This is a genomic window from Citrobacter sp. Ct235, assembly GCF_030332305.1.
Taxonomy (GTDB): Bacteria; Pseudomonadota; Gammaproteobacteria; order Enterobacterales; family Enterobacteriaceae; genus Citrobacter_A; species Citrobacter_A telavivensis.
Genome location: NZ_JAOWIC010000049.1, coordinates 1254981 through 1269117, shown reverse-complemented (window position 1 = coordinate 1269117; position 14137 = coordinate 1254981). Strand labels below are relative to the sequence as shown.

Below are 14137 nucleotides of genomic sequence, written 5' to 3'. Positions count from 1 at the left end.
AACATAATGAGAACCCTTATGCAAATGTTAACCTCTTTACTGTGCGAAATTCCGCCGATAAACCGTGACGCCATGACTCGCGCCCAGCAGCATATTGACGGCCTGCTTAAGCCGCCGGGTAGCCTTGGGCGACTGGAGGCGCTGGCGGTACAACTGGCGGGGATGCCAGGTTTGAACGGTATACCGCGTGTCGGTGAGAAAGCGATACTGGTGATGTGTGCCGATCACGGTGTCTGGGATGAAGGGGTTGCCGTTTCACCTAAAGTGGTGACCGCTATACAGGCCGCCAATATGACGCGCGGCACGACGGGCGTCTGCGTGCTTGCGGCCCATGCCGGTGCAAAGGTACATGTGATAGACGTGGGGATTGATGCGGAACTCATCCCCGGCGTGGTGAACATGCGCGTGGCGCGTGGGTGCGGGAATATCGCCACCGGCCCGGCAATGAGTCGTTCACAGGCGGAAGAACTGCTGCTGGAAGTTATTCGCTACACGCGCGAACAGGCACAGCGCGGCGTGACGCTGTTTGGCGTGGGTGAGTTGGGGATGGCGAATACCACGCCCGCCGCGGCGATTGTCAGCGTGCTGACAGGCAGCGAGGCTGAAGCAGTGGTAGGGATTGGCGCCAATCTGCCGCTTTCCCGCGTGGGAAATAAAGTAGAGGTGGTTCGTCGCGCGATTGCCGTCAACCAACCCAATCCGCATGATGGACTGGACGTGCTGGCGAAAGTCGGTGGTTTTGATCTGGTGGGCATGGCGGGGGTCATTCTGGGGGCCGCTTCCTGCGGCTTACCGGTGTTGCTGGATGGCTTCTTGTCCTATTCCGCTGCGTTGGCGGCCTGCCAGATTGCGCCTGAGATCAAGCCGTATCTGATTCCTTCGCACTTCTCCGCCGAAAAAGGGGCGCGGATTGCGCTCGAGCATCTGGAGCTCGATCCCTATCTCAATATGGGAATGCGTCTGGGCGAAGGCAGTGGTGCCGCACTGGCTATGCCAATCGTGGAGGCCGCTTGCGCGATGTACAGCAACATGGGGCAACTGGCTGCCAGCAATATCGTACTGCCGGATGGTAAAGAAACCGTCTGATACGTCTGTTTTCTGGCCTGCGCACTGTGCTGTTCGCCGGCCAGTTTCAGAAGACGGCAGAGGGTATAGGTTTACGCACGCTAAAAAAGCTATAATTTCCCTACATCTGCCGCGACTGAGGAAAGGGAAATGTTGCCTCGTGTAAAATTGTTCTGTTCATTATTTATGCTGTTTGCAAGCCAGAGCGCGCTGGCTGTCAGCTACCCACTACCACCTGAAGGAAGTCGTCTGGTCGGAAATCCGCTGACGATTACTGTCCCTGACAAGAATACTCAACCGCTTGAAGCTTTTGCCGCGCAGTACGGACAAGGGCTGAGCAATATGCTGGAAGCCAATCCGGATGTGGATGTGTTCCTGCCGAAGTCGGGTTCAACGCTGGTTGTGCCGCAGCAAATCATTCTGCCGGCTACCGTTCGTCAGGGCATTGTCGTGAACGTGGCGGAGATGCGTCTCTACTACTATCCGAACGGCAGTAATACCGTTGAGGTTTTCCCTATCGGTATTGGTCAGGCAGGGCGAGAAACGCCGCGTAACTGGGTGACGAAAGTTGAGCGTAAGCAGGAGGCACCGAGTTGGACGCCAACGGCGAATACCCGTCGTGAATACGCGAGAAGGGGAGAAAGCCTGCCCGCCTTCGTTCCTGCCGGGCCGGATAACCCCATGGGGCTGTACGCTATCTATATCGGCAAGCTGTATGCTATTCATGGCACCAATGCTAATTTCGGCATTGGTCTGCGCGTGAGCCAGGGCTGCATTCGTTTACGCAACGATGATATCGAGCATCTGTTCCAGAATGTACCTGTGGGAACTCGCGTGCAGATCATCGATCAGCCGGTGAAAACCACCACAGAACTGGATGGTAGTCGCTGGGTGGAAGTGCACGAACCACTGTCCCGTAACCGCTCAGAATATGAATCTGACAAAAAAGTCCCACTGCCAATCACGCCTGTGATGCGTAGCTTTATGAGCGGTGAGGGTGTGGATGTTCACCGCGTCAGCGAAGCGCTCGAACGCCGCTCGGGGATGCCCGTCAACATTAGCCATGGGCAAACCGGAATTTGATGGCGCTGAGGCTGCTGTCAGAAAAGCAAAAAGCCCGCTAAAAAGCGGGCTTCTTAAATTTGGCTCCTCTGACTGGATGCGAAATGTTGTTTATCCAATTGAATTTAATAATATTTATTTTTTAGATAGAAAGTGAGGCCCTCAATAAGGCCCCAAATGTTATTGCTGCTTTAAAATGTGATATTTGTCATCTATGAGGTAGCTATTCAGCTTTATGGTGGGATGCCTCATTTGATAGGATTGGGGCGTTGACGGGTATGAGTGCCATCCGGTGTGAGAGCCCTGCTGAAGTGCGTTAAGCCATGCAACACCTAGACTCCCAGGCGCTACATCATGTTTCGTGATCACATTCACAACAAAAGACGGAAAATTATCAGCAAGGTATTGCAGGAATGAACTAATTGACATATGTTTCGCATAAATCTGATATTGTTGCCATAGCTTTAGTTGACGACCAAATTAAAACCCTCGGTTAAATGCTGGGGCTTTGTTTTTGGTGAGGTCACAAGTTGCAAGGTCCGCAGTGTACAGCTATTAAGGCTATCAGAGGGATTAATACAGAGTGTAGAATCCTATTTAACAAAATTCATTCTGGATTGGAATAAGCATGAGAATAAGCGCTACATGTATGGAATGCTTTAAAGAACTTGGTCGTCCCAGCTTTGAAATGTTTAGCTTACCTTACTATGAGAATCGAATTGCGGTAGTTCAATGTTCGCATGGGCACAAAAGCGCACTAGTCCTTCAGAGCCAAAAGTTTGAGGTTTTAATGGAGTCAGGGGCTGAAGCCTTACTAAATGGGTTTACTTTAGAAGCTTGTGCAACTTTCTATGCTGCACTTGAAAGAACCTATGAGTTTGCAATATGTGTATTGATGAAAGCTAGGGGCGTGGACGATCAACACTACTCTAGCATGTTCAATGAGATGTCTAGGATGTCTGAAAGGCAGGTTGGTGCATTTATGGCACTCCACTTACTTGAGACTGGAATGCCGTATAAAATAGATAATGCACTTACAAAGTTCAGAAACAGTGTGATTCATAAGGGAGCAATACCTGAGCCTGATAAAGCACACGATTTTTGCTCTAAAGTATTCGCTAAAATTATCGAAATAACAGAGATTCTTACGTTAAAGTATCCTGAATTAGTGCATAAAATTATTAGATTAGATATGCAAAAAAGAATATCTGAAATGGGAGAGAAACTTCCCATAACATCAACAACGGGAACTATTTTCTTCAGCCTAAGTAAAGCGCAAAATAATCGTGACTTCGACGAGGCGATGCAAAGCTTCAAAGTAGCTATGCAAATGTTATCTGCGCGTTAGAGAAAGCATGGTTTTAACTTGTAGACTTGTCTATCTAATTTGAAATGTGATGAGCTATCTACCTGATAGGATAGCCCACTGGACTACCGTTGAATATAGCTCCTACTACGATTTACCTTTTTAAGTACAAGATTTCATGACGAAATTTCACATTTTCTCTCGTTGATTAAGAAAATACCGTTCGTTACGCTCAGTAGATAGCAGTCTGTACAAAAAACAGGCTTAACGTAGGATATTTCCCGTTTTCCAAGCGGACCCCATTAACATGAGAATACTCAACGCTGCCAGTCAGTTACTTTGAATTCCTGGATATGTTTAGACAGCCGTCTGCATGCCCAGATAGAATGAGCAGAGTGCCCAGTGTGACTCGGGATGTATTACACAACCGATACTAGCCCCCAATTTAAGGGGCTATCTAAAAACCTACTCTTATGAAAAGAAATCACTAAGCCCTGAGTATCTAGAGCTTACGTAGTCAAATAAATTATATATTGGAGCCGACTCCGCGTAACTTTGCCATGATATTCTATCGAATTGAATCGAAAGCAATCGAATTTTTTCAACATTGAAAAATTTGTCATACTCACCATCATACTCTGGAATTCTATATCGAAATAGATAAAGAATAGCTCCATTATTTAAAATAGATGATTGATAACAAGAGGTTATGGTTATCTCACTATTATAATAAATTACAGGTGGCACTTGCTCTGAAAAACACCAAGCTATACTACCTTCAACGGATCTTTTGAAAACCTCATTTATAAACGATATCTCATCAAAATTCATTTTCGTTCCTTATACTTTCTTAGCTCTCATGGATTGTAAATTCCTAAGCGCTTCGTTAAGAACCGCAAGGTTATTGTAGTAAGACCACACGGTTTCATATGTCAGTTGATCTTTTATATTAAGATTGCCTTGTAAGTTAATAGTGGCTGACCGAAATTTTTCAATATATGAAAACATAGTTTCATCAGTTTCTTCTCTTTTACATATCAATGCATATCCGTTGCATTCATTTATTAAACTCCAAAACTCATGTTTAATGCCGTTATCATCATTTGTTAGAGACTCTCTTTTAATACTCTTCATTTTTTCATTAAATTTATCATATGCCTGTTTTATATTTACAGTAATGAACTCATTTCCAATCTTTGTGTTATATAACTTTGATAATTTTGATGTCTGATATAAAACAAAAAATGTTATGAGTGTCCCAACAAATGTAGCAATCATTCCTAAGTTAACAACCCATTCAGGCCATGCTTCGTTCATTTTTCATTATTTCCATTTCATTCGCATTAATTGCATTAGATATAATATTAACCATCTTAAAGATTAATTGTAATAGATGCTTAAAATTATTTCAATTGAAAATGTCCGAGATTATTGTTACAGACTCTATACACGCAAACTGGAAGCCATCTGCGTCGCTGCAATTTCTAATTTCCGCCCGACCTTGACTCCCTTGTGTCCGGGCGCGGTGCGTCCATCGATTGAACCCACAGCGCATAGCAGTCCGATAACGCTTGACCGTATAGTGAAGGGCAAAAAAATTTCATCTTTTATTCGCATCTACCTTCCGGCGGCTCTCAATCATTCTGATATACATATCTCTAAATTCCTTATTCTTCTTGATTACCATTTCCTGGGCAAGAAGGATTCACGCTCATTATTCCATTCCTTAACGATATCGTCGCGCGCCTTATAACCATTATTGACAATATCTTCAGCAGGAATCATCGTGTTGATATATGGGATAGTATGTTTATTTAGGCATACGGCGATCTATGGGGCCAGTCTATCATGGTCTTCAGCATGGAGGTGAATAGCGAAAAGCACTGTAAACAATGTTATAAATATCATTTTTCCTGCTGTCACAATGTAATCAGAAACGTCTGTTTTCTGTAGAAATATCCACTTTTCACAATAAACCTTTAGTCGCTGAAGATAGTTATTATGCAGATGTTGTGACTGCTTGCGCAATCCCTGCTAAGTAATAGCCCACATGTATCAAAATCAGATTATAAGAGCTGCAACATCTGCTGTTCGCTCTTAACAGACTGTCAGATTTGCCCATAGACTTGTGCCACATATCGCCCACGCCCGTCACCATGCCCCAGATCCATCGCCACCATTGCCAGTGCCTCTTTCCTGCTGAACCCCTGCGCCAGATAGTGACGGATGGCATCCTGCGCCCACGCATAACGCAGAGAATGCGGGGAATATACGCCAGTGAGGCCAATGCGCACTGCCTGGTTGTGCCAGTAGTCCATCGCGCTTTTCAGATCGGGCTTGTCAATCAACCGGTTATTACGGTTTTCTGCGACAGCTAACGCATTATCCAGTGCTTTTTTAACTGCGCCAGCATCCAGAATCACCGTTTCGCGAGGCCGACCGCCTTTGGTGCCGAAAACTACTGTCAGACGCGTATAGCCATGTTCAACGGCCTGTTTCCACGTTTTCAGTGATTGTGCGCTTTGTACTGCCTCCTGAGAACGTAATCCCATCAGCCGCGACAGTTCCAGTGCTGCCGCCAGTCCTGGATCTTTTGCGTGGGCCATTTCCAGTACATGCCGATAATGATCCGGTGTGATGGCCTGCCGTGTACCGCTGCGGGATGCGCCAGACAACCCCAGGGATTTATTTGTCAGTCTCTCATGCTCAGCAATCAGTTTGCGCCCGGCCTGTTGCAGTACAACACGTAGTGAGGCCATTTCATTCTGTAGTGTGCGTTTGCTGATCCCCTGCGCCAGTCTTTCATGAATGTAGTTTTCAATGTGGCGAACCTTAATCTGTGCCACACGCTGGATCTGGATGTTCAGCGCCCGTAAATGCTGGTCAAAACGCTGCACAATATGGATGCGATCGTTCACCGTTTTATGGCTACCGCCGCAATGTTTTGCCAGCGCCTTCATTTCACCGCCTAACTTGCCCATACACTTCTCCCCCGATTTTGGGAATACAAACGGTCTCCGGCGTATGCTTTTTGGCTGCGCCAGAACGATACCTTCACGCCGGAGTGGCAGCTTGTTGAGGTATAGGGAGTTTCAGGCTGTACGCGGTACAGACTGCCTGCCGAAGCAGGAAATTCTCCGGGGCATCGTGCCCCCCTCGGTATCGATCTTTTTCTCCTTTACTCTGGCCCCAGAGGGCATGTCAGTTGGCGGGAATGTGGCGCAGGCCGGATAATCCGGGGCTTGCGGCGGTGTGTGGTGCGGCGTCACTTTGCTTTTTCGCTGACGCGATCAAAGTGACGCCTCGTCTGGTGCAGGGGGTAAACATTGCGTTTCTGGTGCAGGATGACGGTCACGCGGCAGCAATGCCTGGCGGCAATGCAGGCCGCAGCCCGTCATATAAAAGGTGCTGGTAATCAGCAGATATGAGTAAATCGTTCAGCGAGTGAAGGCCGTTGTCGTTAAGCGATGACGACAGAATCGTCCGGGATGCAGGTTAACGGTCACGCGACAGCAAAGCCTTCGGCAATGCAGGACGCAGCCCGTCATGTAAAAGGAGCTGGAAATCAGCAGGGTGTGAGTAAGCTGTTCAGCCAGTAAAGGCCGTTGCCGTTAAGCGATGACGATGGAACCGTCCGGTGTATAAACTTCAGTCTCAGACGCGTGGGATTTGCGTCTCCGGCGTTTTCAGAGATCAACGCCAGTAAAGGGCTGGTCATCCTGATAAATCAGGGGCTTCTTGCAGACCATGAAGCCAAAGGGACTGTCAACAGACAGCTTATTGCAGGAGGGAGACTACACCGTTATTTATGACGCAGAAAGGGGAAACTCATTTTTCTGGAAATAGAGTTTCCCCTTGAAATATAGCTTATTTTATGAACGAAAAACTGCCGCGCTTCGCTTGTCTTCTCCCGGTGCGCGATCAGCCACTGGCTGACCACACACCGGGAGAGGCGATGTTACTGCATCATACATCGATAAACTTCACACCGTCGGTGGTACGCAGCCAGCGCGGGGCTTTCATTTCCGCAGCGAAATAGTTGATCAGATCGTATAACAGCCAGCTAAGGTATTTCCCGGTTTCAGAGGAAAATCCCTGTCCTGCCAGCGTCTGAATCAGGGCGAGACAGTAGTGACAAAGCTCTGTGCATTCGGGTTCGAAACGGGGCGCGGTTGCCGGAAGTGTGTCTACAGTCAGGCTTTCAATAAGGTGCGGTGGTATGGGCTCTAATAATGTGGGCTGGAGTAGCGTCAGGCAGGCGTTAAGTCTGCCGCAGAGCGCCATTTTCAGCGCGGGATCATCATTTTCAATCAGGGTTTCCGCGAAGTTTTCGCAGTAGTTGGCCAGAACGGTGAAATCCGTGGCAGCGTTGAAGGGGATGGCGAGTAACGGGTGTATTGGGGTGAGGGTCGTAGCCATAGGGCAACCTCCTGTAACGGGTAGTAATTCCACCACCAGAGGTTCCAATCTCATTGGTGGTGAACTGAACGGGGTTGGAACTACCGGTGTTACAGGAAACCGGCGCATCTTGCGATGCCCCCGCCCAGCCCACCATTGAGGTGTAGCTAAACGCACGACATAAAAAAGACGCGAATGCGTCATATGTCGCCTGTAACACTTATCAGGGTTCCAATCCCGGCACCTGATTTTGCAGGTGCGGGCTAACGATACAGCGGCAATTCATTAACAGCAAGGGGATTTACCGGAAGGCAGATCGCAGAAAAAACAAAACCCCGCCAGTGGGCAGGGTTCTTTATTATCGCGTATGAAGGTAAAGCTGTTCAGGCACTTGCAAGTGCAGAGAACTGAAAACCAGCTGCGTGGACAACACTGCGGAGTGTTTTCAGTGTCGGGTTGCCGGTCGGGGAGAGCGTGCGGTACAGCGATTCACGCGATACTCCGGCTTTCTGGGCAACCGTTGCCATTCCTCCGCGCGCTTCAACAACATGGCGTAACGCGAGTAAAAAAGCCTCCTGACCGCCATCTTCATCCATCTCAAGAAACGCCTGATGCAGATAGGCCTGAGCAAAGGCCGGATCTTCTCTGAGCGCCTCCACCATGACATCATCATATAAACGTTCTTTCGCCATACATCACCTCTTCAAATAATCTTTGAGGCAGCGAACAGCCTCATCTATATCTGCATCCTGGGTGCGCTTGTCGCCAGCTAGAAGCAACAGGACGACTTCTCCATCCACCAGGCTGTAATAAACCCGATATCCAGCCCCCTGATCTATCCTGAGTTCCCAGACGCCTTCCCGGCAGGGCTTGTGGTCGCCAAAATTGTCTGAGGCCATCCGGTTGATTCGGGAAGCGATCTTTGCTTTCGCAATGGGGTCGCGTAGTCCTTTAAAAAACGCTGCATACAGATCCCGCCCGTCAGCAGTTATGTAGGTCTTTATCGTTTTCATAGAAGATAGTAGCTTAAAAGCTACTTTGTATCCAGTGAGTTTAGTTTAAAAGCGACAGCCAGCCTCGACATTTGGGGTGTATTGAAGGGGGAATATACCTTCTCCCCCTCTGATGTTTTGTTAACTTACGATGCCTGTTTCAGCCGTCGGGCATACTGGTAAGCCGAAACATACCCGTTGTTATTTGCATCAAGATAATCAGCCCACCACTGCATCATCTCGATCCGCTCTTCCAGATATTCAGCCTTATGAATATACGCCGCGCGAACGCTGCTTCTCTCCTGGTGGCTCATCTGCTTTTCAATGGCTTCCTTGCTCCACAATCCCGACTCACTCAGCGCACTGCACGCCATCGCCCGGAAACCGTGACCACAGATATCTTTTTTAGTGTCGTAGCCCATCACGCGCAGCGCCTTATTCACGGTGTTATCGCTCATGCACTTATCCTGGTCGTACTCGCCGGGAAAGATAAAGGCCAGATGCCCGGAGAGGGCTTCGATCTGTTTCAGTACCGCAATCGCCTGACCCGACAGCGGCACGATGTGCTGGATTTTCATTTTCGAGCCCCGGTAAGAGAAGCGCACGTTTTCGATCTGCTCGCGTTCTTCCGGGATCACCCACAATTTTTGTTGCCAGTCGATTTCACTCCAGCGGGCAAAGCGTAGCTCGCTGGAGCGCACAAAAAACATCATCGATAGTTTAAGCGCGTATTTCGTCAGCAACCTGCCGCTGTAGCTCTCCGTGCGGGATAAAAGTTCTGGCAGTTTATCCAGCGACAGGGCCGGGTAGTGGTTCGTTTCTGGCGCAGCAAATTCACCATCCAGATACAGCGCCGGGTTGGCTTTGAGTAACTGCTTTTTCATCGCGTAGTGCATGATATCGGTGACGTAGTTTTTCAGCCGCGCGGTGATCTCCAGAAAGCCTTTGCTCTCCACCTTGCGCAGCGTGACCAGCAAATCCTCCGTTTCGATTTCCTCGATAAGGCGATCCCCGATATCCGGGAAAACATACATTTCCAGCCGACGCATAACCGTTTTCGCGTAATGCTCAGACCAGCGTTTATGCTCACCGTGCCAGTTAGTAGCGATCTGAGAAAACGTATGCCCGTTTTTCTTCTTCTGCTTCTCCGTCTGCTTTGCCGCAGCCGGATCGACACCTGCATGAATATTATTGCGTGCAGCTTCCCGCAAACGACGGGCCTGCAACAGCGAGATCTCCGGGTAGGGGCCAAAGGCCAGCTTTTTCTCTTTGCCGTCGATGCGGTATTTCATATACCAGAGTTTTGAGCCGTTGGGTTTGATCAACAGGTACAGTCCGGAACTGTCTGTCATTTTGAAGGGTTTATCGGAGGGTTTGATCTTGCGAATAGCGGTGTCTGTTAATGCCATAGCGTGGGGGCTCCGTTTGCTCACCGAACCGTGAGGCCCCTGATTAGGCCCCCAAAAACCATGGATATCAAGAAACCCGGTAGCCTCTTGCGAGACAGCCGGGTAAAGATAAGTTCTTGTTTTTTAAACATCTTGAGACTCATAGAGATATCTCAAGACTAAAATTTGGCTCCTCTGACTGGACTCGAACCAGTGACATACGGATTAACAGTCCGCCGTTCTACCGACTGAACTACAGAGGAATTGTGTGAACGGGGCGCATATTAGCGACGCCCACTGCCAATGTCAAAGCCTGAATGCGCTATCGCGACTGTTTGCCGAAATATTCTCCACTTCGTCGTTTATTCAGACACAACGGGGGATTTTATCACCTTTTCATGTTTCGGACGCGGATACTTCCAGAGCCAACGACCGCTAACCATACGCCAGTAAAACAGCACTGCACGTACTGCCCAGTCGAAGAACATCCCCATCCAGACCCCCACGACACCCCAGCCTAGTACGATCCCCAGCGTATAGCCAGCAACCACACGGCAACCCCACATCCCCAGCATCGATACCCACATGGCGAAGCGAGCATCGCGCGCGCCTTTAAACCCTGAAGGTAAAACCCAGGAAGCGGCCCAGATCGGCATAAATGCCGCGTTGAGCCAAATCAGGATGACAACAACGTCTTTTACCTCCTGATCGCGGGTGTAAAACGATGCCATCAGCCCGGCAAACGGTGCACTCAACCAGGCGATAGCGGTCAGGCCAATGGTGGAAAGCCAGAACACATGACGCAGTTGAATCTCTGCCTGGGCAATTTGTCCGTTTCCCAGACGCCTTCCGGTAATGATGGTGGATGCAGACCCCAGCGCGTTCCCCGGCAGGTTAATCAGCGCGGCAATGGAGAAAGCAATGAAATTACCGGCAATGACGCTGGTCCCCATCCCGGCGACGAACATCTGCGTTAACAACTTACCGCCGTTGAACAGTACGGATTCAATACTGGCTGGGATACCAATCCCCATCACTTCCCAGATGATGGCGAAGTTCAACGGTTTAAAATAACTTTTCAGCGATATGCGCAGCGCCGGATTAAACCCAATCATCAGTACCCAGATAATGGCGATCGCGCCGATATAGCGCGAAATGGTCAGGCCCAGTCCAGCGCCGACAAAACCGACCCCTTGCCAGGAAAAAATCCCGTAAATCAGGATGCTACTGATAATAATGTTGAGGATATTCATCCCACCATTAATCAGCAGTGGGATTTTCGTATTGCCCGCACCGCGCAACGCACCGCTGCCAATCAGGGCGATCGCCGCAGCAGGGTAGCTAATGACCGTTAATTCCAGATAGGTCAGCGCCAGTGCCTTCACTTCCGCCGTTGCTTCTCCCGCAACAACATTGATAATCTGCGCACCAAAGTAGTGAATCACCGCCGCCAGAATCACGGCAAACAGCGTCATAATCACCAAAGATTGTCGGGCCGCCGCACGGGCGCGTCTGCGATCGCGCTTACCGAGGCTAAAGGCCACCACGACCGTCGTTCCCAGATCGATAGCAGCAAAAAAGGCCATAATCACCATATTGAAACTGTCGGCCAGACCGACGCCCGCCATCGCCTCCTTCCCCAACCAACTGACCAGAAACGTACTGAGTACGCCCATCAGCAAAACACAGGTATTTTCCAGAAATATAGGCACGGCAAGCGGGGTAATTTCGCGCCAGAAAAGGACCTTATAACTCTTGCGTTTGGCATACCAGGGCGTGCGGGCGACGGCCTGGCGTAGGGCTGCGGAGACGTTCAAAATGGACCTTAGAGAAGAAAGTTGAAACCTCATTTCAAATGATGAGGGAGAAACGGAAAAGCTGCAAAGTTTTTTCCCGATAAAATCACTGCAATTGCAACAAATTGTTGAGAGAAGCGCCAATTAATCGCCAATGTCGGAAATGGGGTTTGACAAAAGATTTTTCGCCGCTAAGATAAGCCTCCACAACGATTCCTCTGTAGTTCAGTCGGTAGAACGGCGGACTGTTAATCCGTATGTCACTGGTTCGAGTCCAGTCAGAGGAGCCAAATTCTTGTTTTCATGCCACTTTGCTAATCACTATGTGATTCAGATTCAATAAGTTAGCGTGAAAAATCTGGACGGCATAATCTCCCCTCTCGTTAAACGCCACTACCCTGCGCTTTCACTCGAACGACTACCCGAATTGTTGACCCGTATTCAGGACGACCAGCAAGGACGAGACTTAACCCGCCTGGCAGTCTCACTCACCCTGCACCTGTTTATCCGTTCCAGCGAACTACGTTTCGCCCGTTGGTCTGAGATCGATTCCAGAAACAAACTCTGGGCGATTCCTGCTACCCGAGAAGCCATACCCGATGTCCGCTATTCAGAGCGTGGTGCGAAAATGCGCCTCATGGCTTCATAACGATGCGGCCAAGCGGTTTCGCTGTCTCAGCGAATTCGTGGGCCGCGGCAGCGTTAGCCAGGGGGAAGATGCGGTCAATGACAACCCTGATGCGCCCTGCTGCTACAGCCTGCAACATGTTGTCCACACTTGTCCGAACGCCGGGCCTTTCAAAAAGGGGGCCCATGAAAACCCCCATGAGCGTCTGGTTAGACTGCATTGGCGGCCACAAATCGACAGTCAGACTGCCACCGCCCGCATTACCGACGAAGACGAGACGTCCTTGCGGAGCGAGTGCAGAAAGCGAAGCAGGCAACGTCGTCCCCACCGGATCGATGACGAGGTCAACACCGGTGCCATGGGTGTACTGTCGGACACTGTCCACGACGTTATTCTCTGCGCGATCCACGACATGAGCAGCACCAAGTTCAAGCAGCCGGTTTCTTCGCTGCGTTCCGCTTGTCACAGCGATGACTGTTGCGCCTGCTTGTGAGGCAAGCTGAACGGCCGCGACCCCTAGGCCACCAGCAGCGGCCTGAATAAGGACGGTTTCTCCGTGCCGGAGCATGCCTCGTGTGAAAAGGCAATGATGCGCGGTTCCAAAAGAAATCGGCAACACCGCCGCTTCTGTCATATCCACCCCATCTGGTATAAGCCAGGTTCGTTCCGCGGGTACAGCCCAACGTTCCGCATGCGATCCCTGCATGTGAAAAGCAGCGACTCTGTCCCCAACCGCACGGCTACGGACTTTCGAGCCGACGGCAACAACGGTGCCCGCGGCCGCGTAGCCGACAATCCATGAAGGAAGAGGCGGCGGAGTTGAACGGCGATTGATCAGATCTCCACCTTCAATCGAGATAGCCTCGACAGAAATCAGGATGTCATCAGGCCCTGTGACTGGTTCCGGAATATCGACATATTTCAGGACGCCTGGAGCGCCTTCCACGTCATAAACCGCTGCTTTCATAAATTTTCCTCTGTCTCATCAGTAAATCCAGACCAATCTGGCAAACTATCCCGATCCGGCATATACCTCGCCAGGCAGCGCGGGCTGCCTTCTTGAATTTTCGATTGGCGGAAAGACCTGTAACGGTTAGGGCAGCCTGGCAATCACCTTAATCTCAAACTTGAAGCCGTAAAGCCACGTCACGCCGATCCCAGTCAACGTAGGGTAAGGCGCTTCCCCCCAATATTCTGGCAGGATACTCCAGATAGCGTCGAGGTTTGACTCGGGATCAACGACAAAGAGGGTAACGTCAACCACATCACCGAACGTGCAGCCCGCAGCTGCGAGAACAGCATTAAGATTATTGAATGCCAGCCTGACCTGCGCTTTTAGATCGTGCTCAGGCGAACCATCCTCGCGGCTACCAACCTGCCCCGAAACGAACAAGAAACCGTTGGATTTGATGGCTGGTGAATAGCGATTACGCTCATAGAGCGCCTGCCGACCGAAGGGAAAAACTGCTTCACGTGCTGTCATGTTTATACCTTTGCAATGG

At 49.8% G+C, this 14137-nt stretch carries 15 protein-coding genes, 2 tRNA genes and 1 pseudogene; 6 read left to right on the top strand and 12 right to left on the bottom strand.

What is annotated here, in order from left to right; genetic code table 11:
• The first annotated feature begins 18 nt into the window (after positions 1 to 18).
• The 3 genes from cobT (at position 19) to OGY35_RS23220 (ending at position 3475) form a co-directional block, all read left to right on the top strand.
• Entirely contained in the window at positions 19 to 1086 is a 1068-nt protein-coding gene (gene cobT, locus OGY35_RS23230; protein ID WP_286633575.1) for a nicotinate-nucleotide--dimethylbenzimidazole phosphoribosyltransferase, read from the top strand.
• Positions 1087 to 1215: 129 nt separating this feature from the next.
• The gene (gene ldtA, locus OGY35_RS23225; protein ID WP_286633574.1) at positions 1216 to 2148 is read left to right on the top strand and encodes a L,D-transpeptidase; all 933 of its coding nucleotides are present in this window, start codon (positions 1216 to 1218) and stop codon (positions 2146 to 2148) included.
• A gap of 607 nt (positions 2149 to 2755) precedes the next feature.
• Complete coding sequence (locus tag OGY35_RS23220; RefSeq protein ID WP_286633573.1) at positions 2756 to 3475, top strand: hypothetical protein; 720 nt, start codon at positions 2756 to 2758, stop codon at positions 3473 to 3475.
• 429 nt (positions 3476 to 3904) lie between these two features.
• Here OGY35_RS23220 and OGY35_RS23215 read toward each other — a convergent pair whose 3' ends face one another.
• From OGY35_RS23215 to OGY35_RS23205, 3 genes are all read right to left on the bottom strand, one after another.
• Positions 3905 to 4264: a hypothetical protein gene (locus OGY35_RS23215; RefSeq protein ID WP_286633572.1), complete on the bottom strand. Its 360-nt coding sequence runs from the start codon at positions 4262 to 4264 to the stop codon at positions 3905 to 3907.
• 9 nt (positions 4265 to 4273) lie between these two features.
• On the bottom strand, positions 4274 to 4750 hold the full coding sequence (locus OGY35_RS23210) for a hypothetical protein (protein WP_286633571.1): 477 nt from the start codon (positions 4748 to 4750) through the stop codon (positions 4274 to 4276).
• Positions 4751 to 5541: 791 nt separating this feature from the next.
• Entirely contained in the window at positions 5542 to 6414 is an 873-nt protein-coding gene (locus tag OGY35_RS23205; RefSeq protein WP_286633570.1) for an integrase domain-containing protein, read from the bottom strand.
• A gap of 233 nt (positions 6415 to 6647) precedes the next feature.
• Between OGY35_RS23205 and OGY35_RS23200 the strand changes: the two genes are divergently transcribed.
• Entirely contained in the window at positions 6648 to 6848 is a 201-nt protein-coding gene (locus tag OGY35_RS23200) for a hypothetical protein (protein WP_286633569.1), read from the top strand.
• Between the two features lie 551 nt (positions 6849 to 7399).
• On the opposite strand, the gene OGY35_RS23195 is transcribed toward OGY35_RS23200, so the two are convergent.
• The 7 genes from OGY35_RS23195 to OGY35_RS23165 all read right to left on the bottom strand — a co-directional run bounded on the left by OGY35_RS23195 (position 7400) and on the right by OGY35_RS23165 (position 12061).
• A complete protein-coding gene (locus OGY35_RS23195) occupies positions 7400 to 7852 on the bottom strand; it encodes a hypothetical protein (RefSeq protein WP_286633568.1) in 453 nt (150 codons plus the stop codon).
• Positions 7740 to 7988 carry an ash family protein gene (locus OGY35_RS24470; RefSeq protein ID WP_353655501.1) on the bottom strand — a complete coding sequence of 83 codons (249 nt, stop codon included), beginning with the start codon at positions 7986 to 7988 and terminating at the stop codon, positions 7740 to 7742. The genes OGY35_RS23195 and OGY35_RS24470 overlap by 113 nt, the downstream gene beginning before the upstream one ends.
• Before the next feature lie 226 nt (positions 7989 to 8214).
• Positions 8215 to 8523 carry an addiction module antidote protein gene (locus OGY35_RS23185; RefSeq protein ID WP_286633567.1) on the bottom strand — a complete coding sequence of 103 codons (309 nt, stop codon included), beginning with the start codon at positions 8521 to 8523 and terminating at the stop codon, positions 8215 to 8217.
• Between the two features lie 3 nt (positions 8524 to 8526).
• Positions 8527 to 8844 carry a type II toxin-antitoxin system RelE/ParE family toxin gene (locus tag OGY35_RS23180; protein WP_286633566.1) on the bottom strand — a complete coding sequence of 106 codons (318 nt, stop codon included), beginning with the start codon at positions 8842 to 8844 and terminating at the stop codon, positions 8527 to 8529.
• A gap of 125 nt (positions 8845 to 8969) precedes the next feature.
• Positions 8970 to 10232 (bottom strand): tyrosine-type recombinase/integrase, encoded by a 1263-nt coding sequence (locus OGY35_RS23175; protein ID WP_286633565.1) that lies wholly within the window; start codon positions 10230 to 10232, stop codon positions 8970 to 8972.
• Between the two features lie 166 nt (positions 10233 to 10398).
• A tRNA-Asn gene (locus OGY35_RS23170) sits at positions 10399 to 10474 on the bottom strand.
• A 99-nt stretch (positions 10475 to 10573) separates the two neighbouring features.
• Positions 10574 to 12061, bottom strand: a complete 1488-nt coding sequence (locus OGY35_RS23165) for an EmmdR/YeeO family multidrug/toxin efflux MATE transporter (protein WP_286633564.1) — start codon at positions 12059 to 12061, stop codon at positions 10574 to 10576.
• Between the two features lie 160 nt (positions 12062 to 12221).
• On the opposite strand from OGY35_RS23165, the gene OGY35_RS23160 reads away from it, so the two are divergent.
• Both OGY35_RS23160 and OGY35_RS23155 read left to right on the top strand, forming a co-directional pair.
• A tRNA-Asn gene (locus OGY35_RS23160) sits at positions 12222 to 12297 on the top strand.
• A 65-nt stretch (positions 12298 to 12362) separates the two neighbouring features.
• Positions 12363 to 12641, top strand: a pseudogene (locus OGY35_RS23155) (integrase); the annotation flags it as partial.
• A gap of 1 nt (position 12642) precedes the next feature.
• Here OGY35_RS23155 and OGY35_RS23150 read toward each other — a convergent pair.
• Both OGY35_RS23150 and OGY35_RS23145 read right to left on the bottom strand, forming a co-directional pair.
• Positions 12643 to 13602, bottom strand: a complete 960-nt coding sequence (locus OGY35_RS23150; protein ID WP_286633563.1) for a quinone oxidoreductase family protein — start codon at positions 13600 to 13602, stop codon at positions 12643 to 12645.
• 126 nt (positions 13603 to 13728) lie between these two features.
• On the bottom strand, positions 13729 to 14118 hold the full coding sequence (locus OGY35_RS23145) for a RidA family protein (protein WP_152403857.1): 390 nt from the start codon (positions 14116 to 14118) through the stop codon (positions 13729 to 13731).
• Between the last annotated feature and the right edge of the window lie 19 nt (positions 14119 to 14137).

Bases quoted from the DNA above. Each gene is read 5' to 3' on its own strand.
- OGY35_RS23180 (WP_286633566.1), bottom strand. From the start codon at position 8,844: ATGAAAACGATAAAGACCTACATAACTGCTGACGGGCGGGATCTGTAT.
- OGY35_RS23145 (WP_152403857.1), bottom strand. From the start codon at position 14,118: ATGACAGCACGTGAAGCAGTTTTTCCCTTCGGTCGGCAGGCGCTCTAT.
- OGY35_RS23175 (WP_286633565.1), bottom strand. From the start codon at position 10,232: ATGGCATTAACAGACACCGCTATTCGCAAGATCAAACCCTCCGATAAA.
- cobT (WP_286633575.1), top strand. From the start codon at position 19: ATGCAAATGTTAACCTCTTTACTGTGCGAAATTCCGCCGATAAACCGT.
- OGY35_RS23150 (WP_286633563.1), bottom strand. From the start codon at position 13,602: ATGAAAGCAGCGGTTTATGACGTGGAAGGCGCTCCAGGCGTCCTGAAA.
- OGY35_RS23220 (WP_286633573.1), top strand. From the start codon at position 2,756: ATGAGAATAAGCGCTACATGTATGGAATGCTTTAAAGAACTTGGTCGT.
- OGY35_RS23185 (WP_286633567.1), bottom strand. From the start codon at position 8,523: ATGGCGAAAGAACGTTTATATGATGATGTCATGGTGGAGGCGCTCAGA.
- OGY35_RS23195 (WP_286633568.1), bottom strand. From the start codon at position 7,852: ATGGCTACGACCCTCACCCCAATACACCCGTTACTCGCCATCCCCTTC.
- OGY35_RS23165 (WP_286633564.1), bottom strand. From the start codon at position 12,061: ATGAGGTTTCAACTTTCTTCTCTAAGGTCCATTTTGAACGTCTCCGCA.
- OGY35_RS24470 (WP_353655501.1), bottom strand. From the start codon at position 7,988: ATGGTGGGCTGGGCGGGGGCATCGCAAGATGCGCCGGTTTCCTGTAAC.
- OGY35_RS23205 (WP_286633570.1), bottom strand. From the start codon at position 6,414: ATGGGCAAGTTAGGCGGTGAAATGAAGGCGCTGGCAAAACATTGCGGC.
- OGY35_RS23200 (WP_286633569.1), top strand. From the start codon at position 6,648: ATGTGGCGCAGGCCGGATAATCCGGGGCTTGCGGCGGTGTGTGGTGCG.
- OGY35_RS23210 (WP_286633571.1), bottom strand. From the start codon at position 4,750: ATGAACGAAGCATGGCCTGAATGGGTTGTTAACTTAGGAATGATTGCT.
- ldtA (WP_286633574.1), top strand. From the start codon at position 1,216: ATGTTGCCTCGTGTAAAATTGTTCTGTTCATTATTTATGCTGTTTGCA.
- OGY35_RS23215 (WP_286633572.1), bottom strand. From the start codon at position 4,264: ATGAATTTTGATGAGATATCGTTTATAAATGAGGTTTTCAAAAGATCC.